The organism is Runella salmonicolor, from assembly GCF_024158025.1.
GTDB classification, from domain to species: domain Bacteria; phylum Bacteroidota; class Bacteroidia; order Cytophagales; family Spirosomataceae; genus Runella; species Runella salmonicolor.
The window spans coordinates 318504-340707 of record NZ_JAMZEL010000003.1; the positions used below are offsets into that span (position 1 = coordinate 318504).

Sequence of the window (22204 nt, forward strand, 5' to 3'; positions counted from 1 at the left end):
AGATAAACCAACAGCCATGAGTGCATTAAAAGATATTTACTCTCCCGATTTTTACAACACATTTGCGGAAACGCTGGCCAAAACCATTTCCGATTTTGACAAACAGCGGTTTCTTGCGTTGATTTTTGATGCAGAATTTGAGCAAAAAGAGCTAAAAGATCGCATGAGGCATACCACAAGGGTACTGCATCATTTTCTACCGATTAAATTTAGTGAGGCTGTTAAGTTGATTGAAAAAATCATCACTCAAATTCGTCAAAATAAAGAACAAGAAGATAGTTTGGCGTACATTTTTTTCCCAGATTATATCGAAACTTATGGATTGGAAGACTACGAAAATTCAGTAAAAGCGATTGAATTTGTGACCCAATTTGTCAGTTGTGAGTTTGCTGTCAGGCCGTTTTTGTTGAAATATGGCGACAAAATGATGAATCAAATGCATAATTGGTCACTGCACGGAAATCATAAAGTACGGCGGTTGGCCAGTGAAGGCAGTCGACCACGGTTGCCTTGGGCGAGGGCGATTCCTGCGCTAAAAAAAGACCCGACGCCCTGTATATTGTTACTAGAAAATCTTAAAAATGACCCTTCAGAATGGGTTCGCCGCAGCGTGGCCAATCACTTGAATGATATTTCAAAAGACCACCCTAGTTTGGTATTGAAGGTAGCCAATGGATGGAAAGGGAAAACGAAAGAAACAGATGTCATTATTAAACACGCTTGCCGTACATTGCTGAAACAAGGCCACCGCGACGTATTGGCCCTTTGTAACTTAGTGAGTGAGCAGGTTCACGTGGATAATTTTTCGATTTTAACCCCTGAAATTGCCATTGGGGAAAATTTGGAGTTTACGTTTTCGATTTTTAACCAAAATGAAAGCCATCACACGGTGCGTTTGGAATATGCGGTTTATTATCAAAAGCAAAATGGCCAACTGTCGAAAAAAGTATTTAAAATAAGTGAGCGAGAATATGCCCCAGCAGAACGGGCAACCATTCGAAGAAAACAAAAGTTTGTGCCGATCACTACCCGAAAATTTTACCCTGGAGCCCACCAGCTTTCGATTATTATCAATGGGGAAGAAAAGGAGATGGGTGTTTTTGAATTAACGGCATAGACGGTATTTTTCGGAGAAGCCTAAAAATCAAAATCCCCCGTAGAACTTCTGCGGGGGATTTTGATTTGAATAAATTCAGTTCCTAGAAGTGGCGGTCGCCTGCTTCGCGACGCCCGAGCATCACGGCACCAATCATGGCAACTAAAAATAGAATAGAGGCCAATTCAAAAGGAAGTAAATAATCTTTGTATAAAACTTCGCCGAGGCTTTCCACCATCCCCACTTGCGAGTCGAAGCTGTACGCATTAAAAGCACCAAATTGTGTCTTGCGGAAAACAGCGACGAAAATCAAAAACAGCGTCCCACCCGTTACCATCGCGGCAATTTTGGTCAAGTTGGTTTTTGATTCTTCGTCTTCTTGTTTGAGGTTCAGGAACATAATGACGAACAGGAACAATACCATGATGGCACCCGCATAAACGATAATATTGACGGCTGCCAGAAATTGGGCGTTTAAAAGCACATAATGCCCTGATAGACAGAAGAATGTTGCAATTAGATACAACACGCTGTGGATGGGGTTTTTGGATAAAACCACCATTAAACCCGTCAAGATTGTCAAAAATGACAGGAAGTAAAAAAAGCCCGTTGCAGGCGTAAGATTATTTAAAAAGCTGGAAAAATCCATAGTTAATTCAGTATCGGTTTGTCAACCAATTTGTGTTAAGCGTATATTAATTTACCTTTAGGTTCGGGGATGTTGCGTCCCAACTCAATGGCTGTTTCGAGCCATTCACTAATTATTATTTCAGCGTTTTCTAAGGCTTCTTTGTAGGTTTGCCCGTCTGCCATACATCCCGGAAGCTCGGGAACTTCAGCGATAAAAGCTTCGTCATTTTGGCTCCAATAAATGATAATCTCGTATTTGGGGTTATTCATTTTCTTTTGGGCTTAACAATCGGTATTTTAAAATTATACTTCTTACTTGCTTGACTTGGTAGCCCTTTGCTTTTCCGGCAGAACCAAGTTGCAAATTAATAATTTCTTCGACACCTTCTTTTGAAAATATATGGTGACTCCCTCTTATACGTTCATCAAAGCCAAATCGCACTAACAGTCTACAAAGCTCTTCAAAATCAATGTTATTGTCAGCTAATCCACGAAGGATTTTGTCCAATAACTTTTCAAGTTTTCCCAATGTTAAAAATTACAGTTGGGTTCTTGGTTCAGCCTCTACACCTTTCAAATCTTGCTCGCGTGCTTCTTCTTTGGTCCATGCTTTGCGCAGATAACGGTTGTTCATGTTTTCGGCGAGTAAATCTTTGCCCCAAATCACTTGGTCGCGCTCGGTAAATACAGGAACAAACTCATCGTGGCGCAGGTAAATCGCTTGTTTAGGACAGGCTTCTTCGCACAAACCACAGAAAATACAGCGCAGCATGTTGATTTCATACACGGCGGCGTATTTTTCTTCGCGGTAGAGTTTTTCTTCTCCCTTTTCGCGCTCAGCCGCTACCATCGAAATGGCCTCAGCAGGGCAGGCTACGGCGCATAGTCCACAGGCGGTGCACCGCTCGCGTCCTTGCTCGTCACGCTTTAATACGTGCCGTCCACGGAAGACTGGGCCGAGAAATTGCTTCACTTCTGGGTATTGAATGGTTACTTTTTTCTGAAAAAAGTGTTTTATCGTAATCCCCAGACCCGTAGCGATAGCGGGCAGATAAATCCGCTCAGCAAAGGTCATTTGCTTGTTGCTGACTTGCTTCGAACGATTTGTTAATTGCATATCTTTATGATTTAGGACGTTGGACTCCTTGGCGTTGGAATGCCAATGTCAAATCTTCGAAATTTATTTTAAGAAACTCACTATCAACGGCTTCAAGAATAAAATAGCTCCTCCCGTCAGAATAATATTGATCATAGCCAACGGAATAAGTGCTTTCCAGCCCAAATTCATCAATTGGTCATAACGGAAACGTGGTAATGTCCAGCGTACCCACATATAAAAGAATACGAAAAACAGTGATTTTGCAAAAAATACCAATGTCCCGATGAGTGTGCCCACGTTGTGGCCAGCAATTTCACCCAACGAACTTGTCAGCTGTGCCTGTACCCAATCCATCCCAGGGTAGTTGTAACCACCGAAATAAAGACTGGAAATCATGGCCGAAGAAACGAACATATTGATGTATTCGGCAAAAAGATAAAAGCCTAATTTCATTGAGCTGTACTCGGTGTGATAGCCACCAATCAACTCGGTTTCGCACTCTGGTAAGTCAAAAGGAGTACGGTTACATTCCGCAAAAGCGCAGGTGATAAAAATGATAAAGCCGAGCGGTTGGTAGAAAATATTCCAGTTGCCGCCGTGTTGTTGTTCTACAATGTGGCGAATCGAAAGAGAACCTGTCATCATCAAAATGGCGATAATGGCCAAGCCCATTGAAATTTCGTAGCTGATGTTTTGAGATGCGGCACGAATGGCCCCTAACAACGAGAATTTATTGTTGGAAGCCCAGCCTCCTACCATAATTCCGTACACACCCAGCGAAACTACGCCAAAAACGTACAGAATACCGATATTTACGTCAATCGCCTGCACAGGAATATCCCATACTTTGCCGGGTGCTGACTCATACTTTACACTGTCGCCAAACGGAATAACAGCGCTCGTCATCAATGCGGTCAACATCGAAAGACACGGGCCTAAAATGAAAAGCCACTTGCTGGCTTGAGAAGGGATGAAGTCCTCTTTGAAAAACATTTTGACGGCATCGGCAAGCGGTTGCAATAAACCAAACGGCCCTGCACGGTTGGGGCCAATACGGTCTTGCATGAAGGCCGCTACCTTGCGTTCTCCGTAGGTTGAGTACATCGCTATCAAGAGCGTAATCCCAAAAATGAGCAATATAATAATTGCCTTAATGATAAGAGCGACGTCTATAGTCATAGTTAGTGGACGTTGGAGGTTAGAATCACTTTTCTTCTAACTCGTAATGTCAATTCAAAATTAATTATTCTCGGCGAGTGAACGCTGATTTGCTTTCGCGTTATTTTCTTTACTCAATTCCCGAATCGTGGTTCCATCGGTAATGTACGGACGAGAATCGTCGATTTGTTTGTATTGGGCCTCGGCTACTTTCAAACCAAACGCTGGCTTTTTTACATCTGCGCGGTACTTATTGGCCATAATAACCGAGTGGCGCGATATTTTGGTTGGGCCTTCAATCGTCCAATCGCTGGTTTTTTTACGTTCAAAACGACAGGTGTTGCAGATGAATTCCTTTACTTCACCCCATTCATTTTTGCGGGCCGTTACCCGAATTACTTCATCTCCTCGGTACCAAAGTGTTACATTTCCGCTGCATTTTTCGCAGTCGCAATGTGCCTCAACGGGTTTGCTGAACCACACCCGGCTTTTGAAACGATATGTTTTATCGGTCAAAGCGCCCACAGGACATACGTCAATCACGTTGCCTGAAAAATCATTGTCGATGGCTTTCTCGATGTACGTACTGATTTCGGCGTGGTCGCCGCGATTCATTACGCCGTGCACCCGTTTATTGGTAATCTGGTCGGCCGTAAATACGCAACGATAACACAGAATACAGCGGGTCATGTGCAACTGCACATAGGGGCCGATGTCGTGTTTTTCAAACGTGCGGCGTTCTTCTTCGTAGCGGGTTGTAACGCGTCCGTGCTCAAAAGCAAAATCCTGCAAATGACATTCGCCCGCTTGGTCGCACACTGGGCAGTCAAGTGGGTGGTTAATCAATAAAAATTCCACGATTCCGCGACGTGTTTCCAGCACGGATTCGTTGGTGGTGTTTTCGACTACCATGCCATCCTGAACGGTGGTGATGCACGAAGGCACCAATTTGGGCATAGGACGGGGGTCTTTCGCTGACCCAGCGGTGACTTTCACCAAGCAAGCCCGGCACTTACCACCTGTTCCTTTGAGGGGCTCATAATAGCACATGGCAGGGGGGGCGTAGTGCGGCCCTAACTGACGAGCAGCCTGCATGATAGTTGTTCCTGGCGGTACTTCGATTTCGATACCGTCGAATGTAATTTTGAACAACTGGGGTGCGGTATTTTCCATATTAATTAAGGTTCGTAAGTCAAAATTAAGTCTAAGGCTTCTTTCTTAATGGCCTCTTTGTCGATGGTTTTCAGTAAGTCCTGTGGGGATAATTCTCCCTCAAATGCTTCGTCAGCGGCCTCAGAAAGCGAACGATTAAAGCGGTCTTCAATGGCTTCGTTCAGTTCCTCTGGAGTAAGGTAAAATCCCTTAGCCCTATGTCTTTTATTTGAGCTATAAATACCATCTAATGCATTTGCAATAGAGCGTTTCCATGATTTTGTGGTTCTTTTTTCGGCGGTTTGTTTGATGAGATGAATCAATAAAATTTTGATGTATGCCTGAATTTTAACAATTTTATCATCTTTCGCCATTTCATCCATTTCATCAATCAGAGCTAAAGCCGCACTATAATCATGCGCTTCCACCATTTTTCGTAAGGCTTCTAACTCTTCCATGTTTATCTAGGTTTCCTTCGGTTACACTAATTCCATGGCTCCGCGATAAACGGCTCCAGGCTGAGTGGCCTCTTGAGGGTGCTTTACGTGCCATTCAAACTCATCACGGAAGTGACGAATGGCGGAGGCAACGGGCCACGCAGCGGCGTCTCCTAGGGGACAAATAGTGTTTCCTTCAATCTTTTTAGCCACATCCACCAACAAATCAATGTCGTGCATATTTCCTTTGCCGTGTTCGATACGTTCGAGCACTTTGTCCATCCAACCCGTTCCTTCGCGGCAAGGCGAGCATTGTCCACAGGATTCGTGGTGGTAAAAACGAGCAAAGGTCCATGTATTTCTTACAACACATGCGGTTTCGTCCATGGCAATAAAGCCACCTGAGCCAAGCATGGTACCTGTGGCAAAACCACCGTCCGACAACGACTCATAGGTCATCAGTCGTTTATCGCCATTGGCTAGGTTGAGAATCAGATGAGCGGGCAAAATGGGCACTGATGAGCCCCCCGCAATCACCGCTTTTAAGTGGTGCCCCGGGCGAATGCCGCCACACCATTCGTCGGCATAAATAAAATCTTCAACGGTGATTCCCAGTGGAATTTCGTACACACCGGGTTTATTGATGTGGCCAGAGGCCGAGATAAGTTTGGTTCCCGTGCTGCGTCCGATTCCCAAAGAAGCGTAGGCGTCGCCGCCGTTGTTAACAATCCAAGGCGTATTGGCAATGGATTCTACGTTATTAACAACGGTGGGGGATTGATAAAGCCCTTTTACGGCTGGGAATGGCGGTTTATTACGTGGATTTCCGCGTTTGCCTTCTAGTGATTCTAACAATGCAGTTTCTTCGCCGCAAATGTAAGCGCCGCCGCCGGGCTGCACCACCAACTCAAGGTCATAGCCCGAACCCAGGATATTTTTTCCTAAAAAACCCGCTGCTTTTGCTTCGGCAATGGCTTTTTCGAGAATGTGAATTACGTACATCAATTCGCCGCGCACGTAAATAAACGACTTGTTGGCCCCAAGGGCAAAGCTAGATACGATCATTCCCTCAATCAAAAGGTGGGGAATTTCGCGCATCAAAAAATGGTCTTTAAACGTTCCGGGCTCAGACTCGTCGGCGTTGCAGACTAAGTAGCGGGGTACACCTTCGGGTTTGGCCAGAAAGCTCCATTTCATTCCCATCGGGAATCCTGCGCCACCGCGACCGCGTACGCCCGATTTTTTGACTTCCTCCACAACTTCTTCGGGAGTCATTTTTTTCAGTGCCTTTTCAACGGCGGTATAACCACCCATTTTGCGATAGACATCGAAGGTGTTGATACCGGGTACGTTGATATGTTCGGTGAGAATTTTAACTGCCATGATTAGGATTCAGAAAATCGGTTAGTCTTTACTCAATTCTTCAATTATTTCATCCACTTTGCTGTTGGTCAAATTCATGTAATATTTCTCACGAATTTGAAAAACAGGCCCCCAACCGCACGCGGCCAGACACTCCACTTCTTTGAGCGTAAACTTGCCGTCGGGAGTGGTTTCGCCCGTATCAATGCCCAATTTTTGCTTTAAGTGCCCATACACATCCTCTCCGCCCATCAGGCAGCAAGGCCCAGTACGGCAATATTCTATTACGTGTTTGCCAACTGGGTCGAGGTGAAACATTGTATAGAATGAAGCTACTTCATATACTTCAATCGGTAAAATGGAAAGCAAACCCGCAACATAATCCATGACGTCGGAACTAACCCAACCGTATTGTTCTTGGGCAAGGTGCAACAACGGTAAAAGGGCGGATTTTTGTTTACCAGCGGGATAACGAGCGATGATTTCCTGCGCTTTGGCAAGCCGCTCAGGGGTAAAAGTGATGGGGGTGGTGGTATCGGTCATTTTCTAAGTCAATTAAGCATCCAGCTCTCCTGCAATCACGTTTAAACTACTCATGGTGACAATGGCGTCGGAGATGGTACTGCCAACGCACATTTCAGGATAAGCCTGATAATAAATAAAGCATGGACGGCGGAAGTGCAAACGGTAAGGCGTACGGCCGCCGTCGCTGATGAGGTAGAAACCTAACTCTCCGTTGCCGCCTTCTACGGCGTGATAAACTTCACCGACTGGTGCTTCGATTTCGCCCATCACGATTTTAAAGTGATAGATGAGGGCTTCCATACTGCGGTATACTTCCTTCTTGGGAGGTAAATAGAACTCAGGGGCGTCGGCGTAATAAGGCCCTTCGGGAAGGTTTTTCATGGCTTGCTCAATAATGCGGAGACTTTGCCACATTTCTTCGTTGCGAACCATGTATCGGTCGTACGTATCGCCGTGTTGTCCTACGGGAATATCAAATTCAAAATCTTCGTAAGATGAATAAGGGCTCATTACCCGCACGTCATAATCCACGCCCGCCGCCCGCAAGTTGGGCCCCGTAAATCCGTAGCTCATTGCTCGCTCAGCCGAAATTCCGCCCACGCCGATGGTACGGTCCATAAAAATACGGTTACGGTTAAAGAGCCTTTCAAACTCTTTAAGAACTGGTGGAAATGTTTTGAGGAAGTCGTTGATTTTGCGAATAGCAGTCGTGCTCAAATCGCGCTCCATACCACCCACACGCCCCATGTTGGTCGTCAGGCGGGCACCGCATACTTCTTCGTATATCTCATAAATATCTTCGCGTTTTTCGTACAAGTACAAAAAGCCCGTAAATGCTCCCGTATCTACGCCCAAAATACCATTACAAACGATGTGGTCGGCGATACGGGCCAATTCCATCATAATAACCCGGATATACTGGGCGCGTTTGGGTACTTCAATGCTAAGGAGTTTTTCGACCGTCATGTGCCATCCCATGTTGTTGATGGGGGAGGAACAATAATTCATGCGGTCGGTGAGGGTGGTAATCTGATAAAACGGTCGGCGCTCGGCTATTTTTTCAAATGCACGGTGGATGTACCCGACGGTTTGCTCACCCGCCACGATTTTTTCGCCATCCATCGTTAGCACGTTCTGAAAAATACCGTGCGTAGCGGGGTGGGTGGGGCCTAGGTTAAGGGTCGTAAGTTCGTTGACGTATTGTACCTTTTCGCCTTGGGCGAGGTCGGCGGTATCTTTGGGGGCAACTGCAGTTTCTGTCATTTTTTTGGACTTAGGATGTTGAGCAATCAACGTTGATGGCCAGCGTCGATGTTCAATGTCAAACGTCTTAAAGGTTATCTTCCAAACAAAGCATCAATTTTATCTTCACGCGTTGGATCTTCGAGGGGATATTCTTTGCGCATTGGGAAATAATCCATTTCGTCCATGTTCAGAATGCGCTTTAGATTGGGGTGCCCGTCAAACAAAATTCCGAAAAAATCGTAGGTTTCGCGTTCCATCCAGTTGGCAGAGGCAAAAAGGCCCGTCGCCGTTGGAATATGAACATCGGCCTCAGCCAGAAAAACTTTGATGCGGATTCGGAAGTTGTGAATGAAACTATGCGTATGGTAGACCACACAAAATTCCTGACCAACCTTGTCAGGATAATGGATAGCCATTATGTCGGTGAGAAAATTTACCTGAAATTGGGGATGCGCCTTTAAGTACTCCAACATCGAAATAATTTGTTCACGCGTTGTACTGAAGGTCAGCATTCCAAACGGCTCTTCAAAATCGAACACGTCGTCTCCAAATTTTCTGATGATTTCTTCGGCTACAGATTGGTTTGTAAGCATAGTTACTTGAGATGTTAACTCCTAACCCTTAAACGGTTAATGAATAACGTTTAACTTTTTACTGAATGTTATAAGAGGCCAACAACGCTTGGTATTCGGGCCCGTTGCGACGGCGAAGCGACTCGTTGTGGGTCAGCTCGCGTACTTGCATAATTCCTTCCAAAATTTGTTCGGGACGGGGCGGGCATCCAGGAACGTACACATCGACGGGAATCACCCGGTCAATTCCCTGCAATACACTGTAAGTATCAAATATCCCACCGCTAGATGCACAGGCACCGATGGCAATTACCCAACGAGGTTCGGCCATTTGAAGATATACCTGCTTCAGGATGGGGGCCATTTTTTTTGCGATGGTTCCCGCTACCAGCAGCATATCAGCCTGACGCGGCGAAAAGCTCGGGCGCTCCGACCCAAAACGGGCCAAATCGTAACGAGAGGCCATCGTTGACATAAACTCGATACCGCAGCAGGAAGTAGCAAACGGCAGGGGCCACAACGAGTGGCTGCGGGCCAACCCTACAACTTTATCAAATGAGGTGGCGAAGAAACCCGAGCCTTCGTAGCCTTCGGGAGCTTCTACTATTTTAATATCTTGTGTCATGTTTTTCTTGCGTTTTTTCACCGACCGATGAGCTGAATAAACAAGTCTTATTTCAGTAACTAATTCGGACTGTTGATGGTTTTAGTTTACTTTTCCCACTCCAATACTCCTTTGCGGATGATGTAGTAGAAACCTGCTAGCAACAGTCCCATAAACAGGATCATTTCTATAAAGCCATCGCTGCCGAGTTTGATAAAATTGACCGCCCAAGGGTACATAAAAATGACCTCTACATCAAACAAAACGAATAAAATGGCGACCAAAAAATACTTGATGGATATGGGGGTGCGGGCGTCTCCCTGAGACTCAATACCGCACTCAAAGGCTTCATCTTTCAGTTTGCTGTTACGCTTAGGTCCGATGGCGTGCGTGACGAGCATCGTGCCCACGATAAAAGCAAGCGCGAGACCAAGTTGAATCAAAATGGGGAGATAATCGGAGGGTAAGTAATTCATTACGGTTTGGTGATTGGTTGATGCAGGTTAGATAACCCAAAGTTACAACTGTCGTTTAATCAAACCAAATGTTTGTACACTGGTTTTAAAACGACGACGTAAAATTAATAAGAAAGGCTTCTGCAACACGCAGAAGCCCAAAAAATATCAATTATCAATGATAATTCTTTTAGATTGTTTAAGCGTCGTTGAAGATAATTTAAGGATATAGGCCCCTTCATTGACATAACTGAGGTCAATTTCTTTGCGGATTTTCAAATCTGGAAATTTGCCAGAGTAAACAACCTGTCCGCTCAACGACGTGACGGTGATTTCTACATCGGTTAAATCTTCGAGCGTTTCAATCGCAACTTTGCCCAAACGACTCGGATTGGGGTAAACAACGAGGCCATCCGCCGTTTCTCCCGTGGGTTGATACAGTACGGCGGCTGAGAAAGGAGAAAGGCAAGTACGGGCGCTTCCCCCAGAATTGGCCACAAACGTCACTCTTGAGCGCGTCGTAAACTCGCCTGTTTGGGTTACTTTAATCGCTGACTCGGTGGCCGTAAGGCTTCGGCCTCCTTGTCGCCAATCCCACGTTATACTTGAGACTTTTGTATCGGCAAATGAAAATATGGTGCTATCTGGCGTGGCCTGAACACTATACGGGCCCGACTGGATGAGTTTGGGGGCTTGAATACTGATGGTTTTGATGGTCACTGGTGCAGAAAGGGTAGGTGAACTACATCCGTAAATATTACTCAGGCGGGCAGTGTAGGTGCCTGGCGTTTTTACGTTGATGGTTCGACCAACGAGACCATTGCTCCAGGTGACGGTATTTACCGATGAAACATTCACCGTTAAGGCAATTGAAGAATCAGCACAAATGATTTGTTCTCCATTTGGAGTAATCACAGGATCAGGAAGTCTTACGGACGGTTCTGTTACCACCAATGCAGGAGTAAGGTAAGTATTACCTGCATTGTCTTTCATAGTTACCTGATAAGTGCCTGCTCCTTGTACAGTGATGGTTTGCGTGGTTTCTCCGTTTGTCCATCGGTAGGATACGAAGCCATCGGGAGCTTTAACGTTAAAACTTGCGTTGCCAGCATTACAGGTAACAGTAAGCGGCCGAGCAGGGCGGGGTGATACTGGAACTACGGTAGCAAAAAAGCTAGGTTGTAAAGAGTTATCCCAAGCTTGGGCCAAATCCATTAGTCCTTGTCCCTGAAAGTGAACGAGGTCAATAGAGCCGTTAATGGGATTTAAAAGGGGGCGCGGTACCTGAATATTATCAGTAAATGGGCCTGGATAGGATTTGTTAAAAGGGATATTAATGATGGCCGTTTGGGCATCTATTACCGATTGAGAAGTAAATGAACTGGTATTGATGGCATACCGTGAGGTGCGGGATAACACCCAGGGTAGGGAAGAAAGCACCTCACCTTGCTCGATACGGGCTACGTTTACTAAGCCTTGCAGAGAATTTTGGTAAGCATCTTTTGTCACATTGGCCGCGGCATCATTTTCCCCCTGCAACCATAATACCGACCGCAAGCCCAGAATAGAGCCGTAATATTGGAGGGCATTTTTTAAGTTGAGATAGGGCATACCAGCAGGCAAATCCTCGTTTATTCGGTTTTTTACTGGTTTGCCATTGGCCGAATCCAACCAGTTTTGGGTAGAGGTATCAATCCACCCAGCGTTCATAAATAAGATAGGAACGTTTAATTTTCTGGCCAATAAATCTCCCAAAGGCCCCCAGCACCACGCACTGCGGCCGCGCGGACCAATGACTCCCTCGGCGGTAAGTCGGGTAAATGAAAACGTGAGATTATTGGTTCGGTCGGAGTTTTGATTGTCCCATGTGATGGTATTTACGCGGTCATCGTTGACGGCGGGAGCGCCAAAGCCGAAAAAGCCCTGCGCGTTTGATTGACCAGCAATTAAAAACACTTCACCTACACCCAACTTCGAGAGCGCATCGCGCCCCACTTCTACGCCCCCAAAAAACGCCCTGACCTCCAGTTTATACCAGCCGCCCCGGCCCGTTAAAGTGCCCAAAAATACACCGCCTCTGGGATTGGATTCGATGATAGTCCAGTCGGTGGCTTGGCCTTGACCCACCGATACTGGAACGAGTCGGGCTTCGATGCGGTCAACGGCCTGCGTATAATACCCCCCGATGGAGATGGAAGCTTGGTTTGCGTTGTTACGTTGAAAAACGGCCCGTTCTACCGGGAACGTAATTTTTATCTGAGCTGTCAACGTACCTACTGTTAATAAAGTGACTAATAACACATTCAAGCAGCGCCAATAGGTAGTGTTTTTTTGCATCATAATGTAAGGGTAACTTTAAGAGTTTTGGTGTTTTTGCCGCGCAAATTTAAGATTATAACAATACTTTTCACACACGATAATAAAGATATTATGGTTTGAACGCATGATTCACTAAATTTGTCCCCTCATTTTACTTATCGGTTATTATGTTTGAAAGCTTACAGGATAAATTAAACAAAGCCATTCGGACCCTTAAAGGGAAAGATAGAATATCAGATATTAACGTAGCGGCAACGACCAAAGAAGTGCGTCGGGCATTGGTAGACGCCGACGTTAACTTCAAAGTTGCCAAAGAAATTACGGATAAAATAAGAGAAAAAGCCCTCGACCAAAAAATCCTGATTGCGGTAGAGCCGGGACAAATGTTCGTAAAAATTGTCCATGAAGAGCTGACCGCGCTCATGGGTGGACAGGCCGAAGCCATCAATATCAAAGGCGACCCCGCCGTTATTTTGATTGCGGGTTTGCAAGGGTCAGGTAAAACGACTTTTTCGGGAAAACTAGCCCACATGCTCAAGCGGCAGGGGCGGCAGGTGCTGTTGGCGGCTTGCGATATTTACCGCCCAGCGGCGATTGACCAGTTGAAGGTATTGGGAGAACAAATCGGCGTTGAGGTTTATTCAGAGCCAGATAATAAAAATGCCGTTTCGATTGCCCAAAATGCGGTTGCTCACGCCAAAAAGTCGGGCAAGAAGATTGTTATCGTCGATACCGCGGGTCGTTTGGCCGTGGATGAGGTGATGATGCAGGAAGTGGAAAATATCAAATCTTCCATCAAACCCAGCGAAATCCTCTTTGTGGTCGACTCAATGACGGGACAGGATGCGGTCAATACGGCCAAAACCTTTAATGAGCGCCTGAATTTTGACGGAGTAGTGCTGACTAAATTAGACGGTGATGCCCGCGGTGGAGCAGCCCTTTCGATTCGGCAGATTGTAGACAAGCCCATCAAATATATTTCGACGGGTGAAAAAATGGAAGCCCTCGACAGCTTCTACCCCGACCGGATGGCGAGTCGGATTTTGGGCATGGGTGACGTGCTTTCGTTGGTGGAACGCGCGCAGCAAGCCTTTGACGAAGACGAAGCCAAGCGCATTAACGCTAAAATGCGGGCCAACAAATTTGACTTTAATGACTTTTTAGGGCAATTGCAACAAATCAAAAAGATGGGTAACGTCAAAGATTTGTTGGGGATGATTCCGGGGATGGGGTCGGCCATGAAAGACATGGAAATCGACAACGACTCGTTCAAGCCCATTGAAGCCATCATTCATTCCATGACGCCCAAAGAGCGCGAAAACCCCGATGTGATTGACGGAAGTCGCAAAAAACGCATTGCGGGTGGTAGCGGAACTTCACTTCAGCAAGTCAACAATCTGCTCAAGCAGTTTGACGAAATGCGGAAGATGATGAAGAAAATGAACACGATGGAAAAAATGGGAAAACTGAAGGTGAAGTAAAAAGAAACGTGAAGAAAGTGATTGTAGCCGATGTTCTTATGATAAAGGTAAATTTTCAGTTTTTATTCCCCGACCAAAAAAGACGTTGGTCGGGGATTTTTTTGGTATTGTTTGGATTAAGCGTCACGGCCAATGCCCAGTCTATCGGATATTATCCATGGAACGGATTGCTGTCCGTCAGTACCAATCCCATTAAGCCCGTTTGGCTGGACGTTCGGCTTCAGACCAACACGCTTTTTGGAAGTTTAAGTACCGAAATTTTGCCGATGGTCAACCTTTCGCGCAAGGAAAATTATCAGGTGTATTTGGGGGGCGGAATTCGCTTTAATTTCATTGGGGTGCTTGCCAACCAGACCAACAATATCGTGGAGGGGTATTCGCTCAACATCGGCACACGCGTGGCTCCGTTTAAATCGGTTCCCAACGTGCGGGTCGCCTTTGAGCTGGCTCCCTATGTGGTGCGGAAATTTGATTCTGGCGTTTTAAAAAGTAACCTTGGCGTTGTGTACACTTTTGGACGGAAAGAGTAGCTACTTTATTTTAATTCATAATGGCTGAGATTGCATTTTATGGTTTTTCGGCGCTGTGTATCGGTGCGGCATTAACGATACTATTTACCCGTAATGTCATGTATGCGGCGCTTTGCCTTTTTTTGTCGTTGTTGGGTGTTGCAGCGCTGTTTGTGTTGGCGGGTGCTGATTTTTTAGCCATTACCCAAATCTTGATTTACGTAGGTGGCGTGTTGGTTTTGCTTATTTTTGGTATTATGCTCACCTACCGTCCCGACCGCGAAAGCAACCAAAAGAAAAACCTTGTGCTGACCAGTCACCTGAATCAATTTTGGGGCGGGCTAGTGGCTTTGGGTATTTTTGGTGTGTTGTTTTGGGTTATTCTCAACGCTAATTTTATGATTATTCACTCGCCGCAGTTGGCAGAGTTTACACCGCAACGATCTACGTTACGAAGCATTGGGGTTCATCTGATGACTACGCACGTATGGGCTTTTGAGGTTGCGGGGCTTTTGTTGCTGATGGCTCTGGTGGGGGCGGCCTATATTGCGGCGCAGCGTGAGAAATGAGGGGCCTAAACCTCTGATTTATAATTACGCACGGTCGCAGAGATTGAATGTCGTGCTCAAGGTTTCTTTTTGATAAATCCTAATAAAGTGATACAACCTCCTTATTTACGAGCGGGCGACCGTGTAGGTGTATTGGCGTTGGCGAGTCAGGTATCGTACGATGCGCTTTTTGAAGGCTTGCGGATGCTCCGGGAAGATTGGCAACTAGATGTAGTGGAAGGCGCTACGTTACGGACAAGTTACCACCAATTTGCGGGTACAGACGATGAGCGTCGCACCGACTTTCAGCGTATGTTGGACGACCCGAATATCAAGGCTATTTTTTCGGCCCGGGGAGGGTACGGAAGCTCTAAGCTCATTGATGGGCTGAGTTTTAGGAGATTTAAAAAACATCCCAAATGGATTGTAGGGTTCAGTGACATAACGGCCTTGCACTGCCATCTTCATTGCTTATCGTTTGAAAGTTTACACGCCACCATGCCAAAACTATTTGGGCAAGAAGGAGCCTCTAATGCCGTGGAAACGCTGCGAAAGGCGCTTTGGGGAGAACCAGTACAGTATGAAGTAGTTGCGCATCCTTTCAATCGGACTGGTACCGCTACTGGGCAAGTGGTCGGTGGGAATTTATGCCTATTGGCGCATTTGATCGGCTCTCGTTCGGAATTGGACACCCGAGGCAAGGTGCTTTTTATCGAAGATGTAGAAGAAACCTATTACAACCTCGACCGCATGATGGTGCAACTCAAAAGGGCCCGAAAATTAGACCATTTGGCAGGCCTGATTGTCGGGCAATTTACGGATATGAAAGATAATGATACCATCAAGTTTGGCAAAAATGCCAATGAAATCATTGCAGATTTTGTAGCGGAATTTGATTATCCCGTTTGCTTTGATTTTCCCGTAGGCCACGTGCCCGACAACCGCGCGATGATTGTGGGGCGGGAAGCTCAACTTTCTGTTACCTCCGAAAGTACAAGATTGATTTTTGTAAACTGATTCCTCCTTTAACCCTGTTTTCCTTTTTAAAACCCCAACCATTCTATGAAAAAAATACTATTTCTATCCCTTCTGTTGCTCAACGCTCAACTCTACGCCCAAAAAAATACCGCAGAAACATCTGGAAACCCTCTTTTTAAGGGTTGGTATGCCGACCCCGAAGGGATTATTTTTGGCAAAGAATACTGGATTTATCCAACGTTTTCTGCCCCATATAACAAGCAAGTGTTTTTTGACGCCTTCTCTTCCCCTGATTTGATTCACTGGACTAAGCATTCAACAATTCTCGACACGGCGCGCGTCAAATGGGCAAAACGCGCCATGTGGGCTCCTTCCATTATTGAAAAAAGGGGGAAATACTACCTGTTTTTTGGGGCTAACGACATTCAGAGTGATAAAGAAAAAGGCGGTATCGGGGTAGCGGTGGCCAACCATCCAGCGGGGCCTTTTACGGATTATCTTGGCAAACCGCTGGTTGATAAATTTCACAACGGAGCGCAACCTATCGACCAGTTTGTGTACAAAGACGGCAACAATTATTACCTCATCTACGGCGGATGGAGGCATTGTAATATTGCCAAATTGAAAGACGATTTTACGGGCTTTGTCCCTTTTGAAGACGGAAGTACGTTTAAAGAAATTACGCCCGAAAACTACGTGGAAGGCCCATTTATGTTTAAAAAGAACGGGAAATACTACTTTATGTGGTCGGAAGGCGGCTGGACAGGCCCCAATTACAGCGTGGCGTATGCCATTGCCGATTCGCCTTTTGGTCCTTTTAAGCGCGTTGGAAAGATATTACAGCAAGACCCAAAAGTAGCCACGGGCGCGGGGCATCATTCGGTGATTCATCACAAAAAAGACGATGCATGGTACATTGTTTACCACCGCCGTCCGCTGGGTGAAACCGACGGAAATGCCCGCGTAACCTGTATGGACCAGCTGTTTTTTGATGAGAACGGTTTAATAAAACCCGTAGTGATTACCAACGAAGGAGTAGAGAAACGCCTTCTCGGTAAATAGTATATTTTTTGTAACTTGCTGCCTAACGCTTTCAATTAGAAGAAGTTGATTTAAACTTTTCTACGGCCTTGTACAAATTCATCGTCCTCATAGTAGCTATCGGTGTGGGTCTGAAAGGGTGGGCGCAAGACTACCGTTTGGAGCATATTGGGGTGAATCAGGGGCTATCGCAAGGGTCTCCCTACCACATGCTCAAAGATTCGCGTGGGTTTATGTGGTTTGGTACCCAAGATGGGGTCAATCGCTACGATGGGCACACGTTTAGGGTCTATAAACCCGACGTGAAAGACCCGTATTCGCTGCATGGAGTCAACATTGCGGGGCTGGTAGAAGATAAGCAAGGAAACGTATGGTTAGGTACGGAAGAAGGACTCAACTGTTACGAACGAGCCACTGACCGCTTTCGCTTGGTGATAGACAAATCCCAAAAAGGCATAAAACGCCGTACGTCTCCTTTTTATGTTAATGCGGATGAGCTTTGGTACATACGCGAAGGCGACGGTATTTTGGCGTATGAATTTAAAACGGGAAAGCACCGTGTGGTAGCCCCGAAAGTATTTATTACTCAGGATTTTGACTACATCGACTGGACCACCCGCACCCCCGCGGGGGATGTGTGGATGGTGGGTACAAAGGGGGTGGTAAAATATAACATAAAAGAAAAAAAATACCATTATTATTTCAGTGACCACGCGGAGAATAAACTAGGTTACCCGCTGAATATCATTTGTTTATACGTTGATTCTAAAAATATCGTCTGGCTCGGGTCATTGCGGGGGATGATTAGACTCGACCCTGCCTGTGGAGAGTTTCAGTTGTTTGATAAAACACCCGATAACCGAAACTTGGGTGCGGTGTACAGCATTGCCGAAGGAATCAATCATAAACTCTGGATTGGTACGCAGCGCAACGGATTTTGGAATTTTGACACCAAAAAACGAGAGCTACAAGCGGTGTATTTGCCTCATGTGACGCCGAGAAATTTGGATAATTATGAAATTACCAGAATATATGTTGATAATCGGGGCATCATTTGGGCCAACGTTGACCCCGACGGACTGCTTAAAATTATCCCTAACGCTTCAATTTTTTATAAGATTACGGACAGCCCCAACTTGCCCCCTACTAGGAGGTTAGACAACTTTTCGGTGCGGTGCATAATCCAAGCCCCCGATGGAAATATGTGGATTGGAACCGAGGGGAGTATCGCGGTACTTAATCCCAAAAATCGAACCATTCTTAAACGTTATCTGACTCAATCGAATTCGCCCTCGCTGCCTTCCGTCAATTTTATTAAATCGTTTCTCCGCGACAGCCAAAATCAAATGTGGCTGGGGACTTACGGCGGCCTGATGCAATTTGACGCTAAAACCGAAAAATTTCAATTATACCAGTTTGACCAAAACCCCTCCCGAAATAACTATACCCGCAATATAATTGAGTTGTCGGATGGGCGTTTGTTTTTAGGAACTCCGCTTGGGCCGTGGATTTTTGATCCCAAGACAAAAACGTTTTCGGAATCGCCGATTTTGAAAAATAGGAATGTGTTTTCGGTTTATCAGGCCAAAGATTCTACCATTTGGCTCGCGGCTTATTTTGAGGGACTGTATGGTTTTAAATACCAGAACCGACAGTGGAAACAGGTGTATTCAGGAATGAAACAATTCAATATCAACGTAATACGAGAGGATACGGTGAGCCAAAAACTTTGGATTGGTACTGAAAAAGGATTGATTGAACTGAATCCCGTCGACCGCCGGTATGCATTTTACGATGAGCGTCATGGTATTGCCAATTCGTACATTTATGGCGTTGTGCCTGATAAACAACGCAATTTGTGGCTCAGTACCAACCACGGGATTTCGCAGTTGGATATTCAAACGCGTCAATTTCGCAATTTTGACCTAACCGACGGAATTCAGGGCTATGAATACAACGGAAATGCCTTTGCGATGAGTAAAGAAGGGGAGATTTTTTTTGGTGGGGTCAAAGGATTTAACAGTTTTTTTCCCGAACGAATTCGAAAACTTTCTTTTAAACCGAGCGTTCATTTATATAATTTTAAAGTGAATGAAGGCGTCTATCCTCTAGCCAAACAAATTAACGAAACCGATGTAATTTCGCTGTCTTACGATCAAAACACCCTTTCGATGGAGTTTGCGGCCATTGATTATTACAGCAATGGGCAAAATACCTATCGTTATAAATTGGAGGGGTTGGATAAAAAGTGGATCATTAGCAATGATCGAAATTACGTTCGTTATGCCAATCTTTCTCATGGCAAATACGTATTCAGGGTATCGGCCGCCAATCGGGACGGGGTGTGGAGTGATAGTGAAAAGACACTGTACATTCGAATTAATCCTCCTTTTTGGCAAACGTGGTGGTTTTACATTTTTTGCACGGGGCTGGTGGGGTATGTGGCGTTTATGGCGGGCAGAAATCGCCTCGTCAGCTTGAAACAGAAGGAGCAAGAACGCCTAAAAATTGCTCTTGAGGCGCAGGAACAAGAGCGGAAGCAGATTGCCCAAGACCTGCACGACGAAGTGGGTGCCCGCTTAGCTACGCTGAAATTATACGCGTCGTCGCTGACAAAATACCTTTCTGACCATCCCGAAAGTCAGGAAATCAAGAAAAAGACCCTCGAAATCATCAATGATTCTATCGTAGATATTCGGCGAATGCTGCGGGAACTCAGCCCCCGAATGCTCGAACAATACGGCTATGCCGCCGCAGTAGAGGCATTAGCCGAAAAAATTAGGCAATCGGGGGAGGTCAGTGTAGAAGTGGATGCGTCGCGTTTGCCCGAACGTTTTCCCGCCGAAATTGAAACGGGCCTGTATCGAGTTACGCAGGAGCTAATGAATAATACCCTTAAACACGCCGAAGCCAAAAAAATCACGATTCGGGTCCATCTCGACGACGATATTATTCATTTTGATTACTTCGACGACGGCAAAGGATTTACGTACAGCCAAGCAAAACAAGGCTTGGGCATTGGAAATATCGAATCGCGGGTGGCGGTTTTGCGAGGCCAGATTGTGTGGACGCCCATCGTTGGGGAAGGAAACGCGGTCTTTATTCAGATTCCGTTGTATCCCAGATTTCCCGCTTTTTCCCTCCCCAATCCGCAGGATATTTTAGATGCTATTCAGAAGTTTTTTCGGAAATAGTCGGATTCTCTGCTTCTTACGCAAACATCTCTTCAATCTCCGCTTTGTATTTTTCTTGGATGATTCTCCGCTTGGGTTTCAGGGTGGGGGTTAGTTCGCCATTGGCGGCGGTCAACTCACGGGCCAATAAATGGTATTTTTTTACGCGCTCGTAGGGGGCCAATTCTTTGTTCTCATTTTCAATTTCACTCCTAATTTTAGCACTTACCTTTTCGTTTTTAATAATCTCATCGTCAGAGGTATAGGTAATATTTTCGATTCGGCAAAACTCTTTGATGGCGTCAAAAGAGGGGACAATCAAGGCGGCGGCGTACTTCTGCCCGTCGCCGAGAACTACCGCCTGTTCGATAAAAAATGACTCCTTCAATTTTGCTTCTACGGCCTGCGGGGCTACGTATTTTCCAGCCGAGATTTTGAATATTTCCTTTTTTCGGTCGGTCAATTTTAAGAACTTATCATCGACCCACTGGCCAATGTCGCCCGTATGAAACCAGCCATCGGCCGAAATCGCTTCGGCAGTCAGGTGGGGTTTGCGGTAATATCCCTTCATGACGTTGGGGCCTTTGACCAGAATTTCGCCGTCGTCGGCGAGTTTTACCTCCACGCCATCAATCACCATACCAACCGTGCCGATGCGAATTTCCTGTTTGGGATATAAACGGTTAAAGGAAATAACAGGCGAGGTTTCGGTCAGACCGTAGCCTTCACACACGGGAATCCCTGCCGCCCAAAACACCCGGGCAATGCGCGGCGGGGTAGCCGCTGCGCCGACCACAATCATCTGGAGTTTGCCGCCGAGGGCCTCTTGCCATTTGCTGAAAACCAGTTTTTTGGCCAACGAAAGTTGGGTGTTGTACCACCAGCCCATGTCTTTATTAGGGTCGTATTTTAATCCTAAATCCAAGGCCCAAAGGAAGATATTGCGCGAAACCCGCGACAATTCGTAGCCTTTTGCCACGATTTTGTCATACACTTTTTCAAGTAGGCGCGGCACCGTCGATAGTACCGTAGGACGCACTTCACGCAGGTTTTCGGCAATGGTTGCCACGCTTTCAGCGTAATAAATTGAGATGCCCGAGCGCAAATATACATACTGAACCATGCGCTCAAAGACGTGATTGAGCGGCAAAAAACTCAACGCCCGGGCTTCTGAGCCAAACGCAATCAGCTTCCGACCTTCTTCGGCATTGCTCAAAATATTGCGGTGCGAAATCATGACTCCTTTGGGGTCGCCGGTGGTGCCTGAGGTATAAATAATGCTCAATAAATCGTCGGGTTGGACTGCTGCCTTCATGGCTTCGAGCTTGGGTCGATTGGCTTCGTCGGCTTTGCCCGTAACATCCGTGAGATTTTTGGCACTTTTGACGGCATCAAATGTGTACATTTCTTCCACAGAAGGGGCCGTAGCTACCACGTCAATAAGTTTTCTAAACAGGCCCGCGTCGCCCACAAACACAAACCGGACTTCGGCTTCGTGAAAAATATATTGAAAATCGTCGAGTGTCAGTGTGGGGTAAATCGGCACCGAAACTGCACCAACTTGCTGAATACCAAAGTCTACAATGTTCCATTCGGGGCGGCCTTCCGACACGATTGCGATGCGGTCTCCTGCTTGTACACCTAATTGGATGAGGCCCAAACTGACTTTGTCGACCTCTTCGCAAAACTGCTGTGACGAAAACGTAATCCATTCGCCGTGGCGTTTACAGGCCAGTGTATCGGGTTTATTCAGGGGTTTTATGTAGAGGTCTAAGAAATCAAATATACGGGTAGCAACGGTTTGCATGTTGTTGGAAGAG

At 46.0% G+C, this 22204-nt stretch carries 22 protein-coding genes; 7 read left to right on the plus strand and 15 right to left on the minus strand.

What is annotated here, in order from left to right:
- Window positions 1–16: 16 nt before the first annotated feature.
- The gene (locus tag NCI00_RS10550; RefSeq protein WP_253527276.1) at window positions 17–1117 is read left to right on the plus strand and encodes a DNA alkylation repair protein; all 1101 of its coding nucleotides are present in this window, start codon (window positions 17–19) and stop codon (window positions 1115–1117) included.
- Window positions 1118–1199: 82 nt separating this feature from the next.
- Here NCI00_RS10550 and NCI00_RS10555 read toward each other — a convergent pair whose 3' ends face one another.
- The 14 genes from NCI00_RS10555 to NCI00_RS10620 form a co-directional block, all read right to left on the minus strand.
- Entirely contained in the window at window positions 1200–1745 is a 546-nt protein-coding gene (locus NCI00_RS10555) for an NADH-quinone oxidoreductase subunit J family protein (RefSeq protein ID WP_166559162.1), read from the minus strand.
- Window positions 1746–1780: 35 nt separating this feature from the next.
- Entirely contained in the window at window positions 1781–1996 is a 216-nt protein-coding gene (locus NCI00_RS10560; RefSeq protein WP_114462534.1) for a type II toxin-antitoxin system HicB family antitoxin, read from the minus strand.
- Window positions 1989–2255, minus strand: a complete 267-nt coding sequence (locus NCI00_RS10565; RefSeq protein WP_253527278.1) for a type II toxin-antitoxin system HicA family toxin — start codon at window positions 2253–2255, stop codon at window positions 1989–1991. Before NCI00_RS10565 ends, NCI00_RS10560 begins: the two co-directional genes overlap by 8 nt.
- A gap of 9 nt (window positions 2256–2264) precedes the next feature.
- A complete protein-coding gene (locus tag NCI00_RS10570) occupies window positions 2265–2843 on the minus strand; it encodes a NuoI/complex I 23 kDa subunit family protein (protein ID WP_166559161.1) in 579 nt (192 codons plus the stop codon).
- A gap of 63 nt (window positions 2844–2906) precedes the next feature.
- Window positions 2907–4004 (minus strand): NADH-quinone oxidoreductase subunit NuoH, encoded by a 1098-nt coding sequence (gene nuoH / locus NCI00_RS10575; protein WP_166559160.1) that lies wholly within the window; start codon window positions 4002–4004, stop codon window positions 2907–2909.
- A gap of 60 nt (window positions 4005–4064) precedes the next feature.
- A complete protein-coding gene (locus tag NCI00_RS10580) occupies window positions 4065–5156 on the minus strand; it encodes an NADH-quinone oxidoreductase subunit G (RefSeq protein ID WP_253527280.1) in 1092 nt (363 codons plus the stop codon).
- Between the two features lie 5 nt (window positions 5157–5161).
- Entirely contained in the window at window positions 5162–5593 is a 432-nt protein-coding gene (locus tag NCI00_RS10585) for a DUF29 family protein (protein ID WP_253527282.1), read from the minus strand.
- A gap of 21 nt (window positions 5594–5614) precedes the next feature.
- Window positions 5615–6955 (minus strand): NADH-quinone oxidoreductase subunit NuoF, encoded by a 1341-nt coding sequence (nuoF, locus tag NCI00_RS10590; protein WP_166559158.1) that lies wholly within the window; start codon window positions 6953–6955, stop codon window positions 5615–5617.
- Window positions 6956–6976: 21 nt separating this feature from the next.
- Window positions 6977–7477 (minus strand): NADH-quinone oxidoreductase subunit NuoE family protein, encoded by a 501-nt coding sequence (locus NCI00_RS10595; RefSeq protein ID WP_166559157.1) that lies wholly within the window; start codon window positions 7475–7477, stop codon window positions 6977–6979.
- Between the two features lie 12 nt (window positions 7478–7489).
- Window positions 7490–8722, minus strand: a complete 1233-nt coding sequence (gene nuoD, locus NCI00_RS10600) for an NADH dehydrogenase (quinone) subunit D (protein WP_253527285.1) — start codon at window positions 8720–8722, stop codon at window positions 7490–7492.
- Between the two features lie 74 nt (window positions 8723–8796).
- Window positions 8797–9297 carry an NADH-quinone oxidoreductase subunit C gene (locus tag NCI00_RS10605; protein ID WP_253527288.1) on the minus strand — a complete coding sequence of 167 codons (501 nt, stop codon included), beginning with the start codon at window positions 9295–9297 and terminating at the stop codon, window positions 8797–8799.
- Between the two features lie 58 nt (window positions 9298–9355).
- A complete protein-coding gene (locus tag NCI00_RS10610; RefSeq protein ID WP_114069742.1) occupies window positions 9356–9901 on the minus strand; it encodes an NADH-quinone oxidoreductase subunit B in 546 nt (181 codons plus the stop codon).
- A gap of 86 nt (window positions 9902–9987) precedes the next feature.
- Window positions 9988–10356 carry an NADH-quinone oxidoreductase subunit A gene (locus tag NCI00_RS10615; protein ID WP_166559154.1) on the minus strand — a complete coding sequence of 123 codons (369 nt, stop codon included), beginning with the start codon at window positions 10354–10356 and terminating at the stop codon, window positions 9988–9990.
- Between the two features lie 147 nt (window positions 10357–10503).
- Complete coding sequence (locus NCI00_RS10620) at window positions 10504–12675, minus strand: T9SS type A sorting domain-containing protein (protein ID WP_253527291.1); 2172 nt, start codon at window positions 12673–12675, stop codon at window positions 10504–10506.
- A 146-nt stretch (window positions 12676–12821) separates the two neighbouring features.
- Between NCI00_RS10620 and ffh the strand changes: the two genes are divergently transcribed.
- The 6 genes from ffh (at window position 12822) to NCI00_RS10650 (ending at window position 20405) form a co-directional block, all read left to right on the plus strand.
- Window positions 12822–14135, plus strand: coding sequence for a signal recognition particle protein (gene ffh / locus NCI00_RS10625; RefSeq protein ID WP_166559152.1), 1314 nt, complete (start codon window positions 12822–12824; stop codon window positions 14133–14135).
- Between the two features lie 8 nt (window positions 14136–14143).
- Window positions 14144–14665: a hypothetical protein gene (locus tag NCI00_RS10630; protein ID WP_310586771.1), complete on the plus strand. Its 522-nt coding sequence runs from the start codon at window positions 14144–14146 to the stop codon at window positions 14663–14665.
- 20 nt (window positions 14666–14685) lie between these two features.
- On the plus strand, window positions 14686–15213 hold the full coding sequence (locus NCI00_RS10635) for an NADH-quinone oxidoreductase subunit J family protein (protein ID WP_253527294.1): 528 nt from the start codon (window positions 14686–14688) through the stop codon (window positions 15211–15213).
- Window positions 15214–15300: 87 nt separating this feature from the next.
- Window positions 15301–16209, plus strand: a complete 909-nt coding sequence (locus tag NCI00_RS10640; RefSeq protein WP_253527296.1) for a S66 peptidase family protein — start codon at window positions 15301–15303, stop codon at window positions 16207–16209.
- 45 nt (window positions 16210–16254) lie between these two features.
- Window positions 16255–17232 carry a glycoside hydrolase family 43 protein gene (locus NCI00_RS10645; protein WP_253527298.1) on the plus strand — a complete coding sequence of 326 codons (978 nt, stop codon included), beginning with the start codon at window positions 16255–16257 and terminating at the stop codon, window positions 17230–17232.
- Between the two features lie 68 nt (window positions 17233–17300).
- On the plus strand, window positions 17301–20405 hold the full coding sequence (locus tag NCI00_RS10650; RefSeq protein ID WP_253527300.1) for a ligand-binding sensor domain-containing protein: 3105 nt from the start codon (window positions 17301–17303) through the stop codon (window positions 20403–20405).
- A gap of 16 nt (window positions 20406–20421) precedes the next feature.
- Here the strand turns inward: NCI00_RS10650 and NCI00_RS10655 are convergent, their stop codons facing one another.
- Window positions 20422–22191 (minus strand): AMP-dependent synthetase/ligase, encoded by a 1770-nt coding sequence (locus NCI00_RS10655; protein WP_253527302.1) that lies wholly within the window; start codon window positions 22189–22191, stop codon window positions 20422–20424.
- Window positions 22192–22204 lie beyond the last annotated feature (13 nt).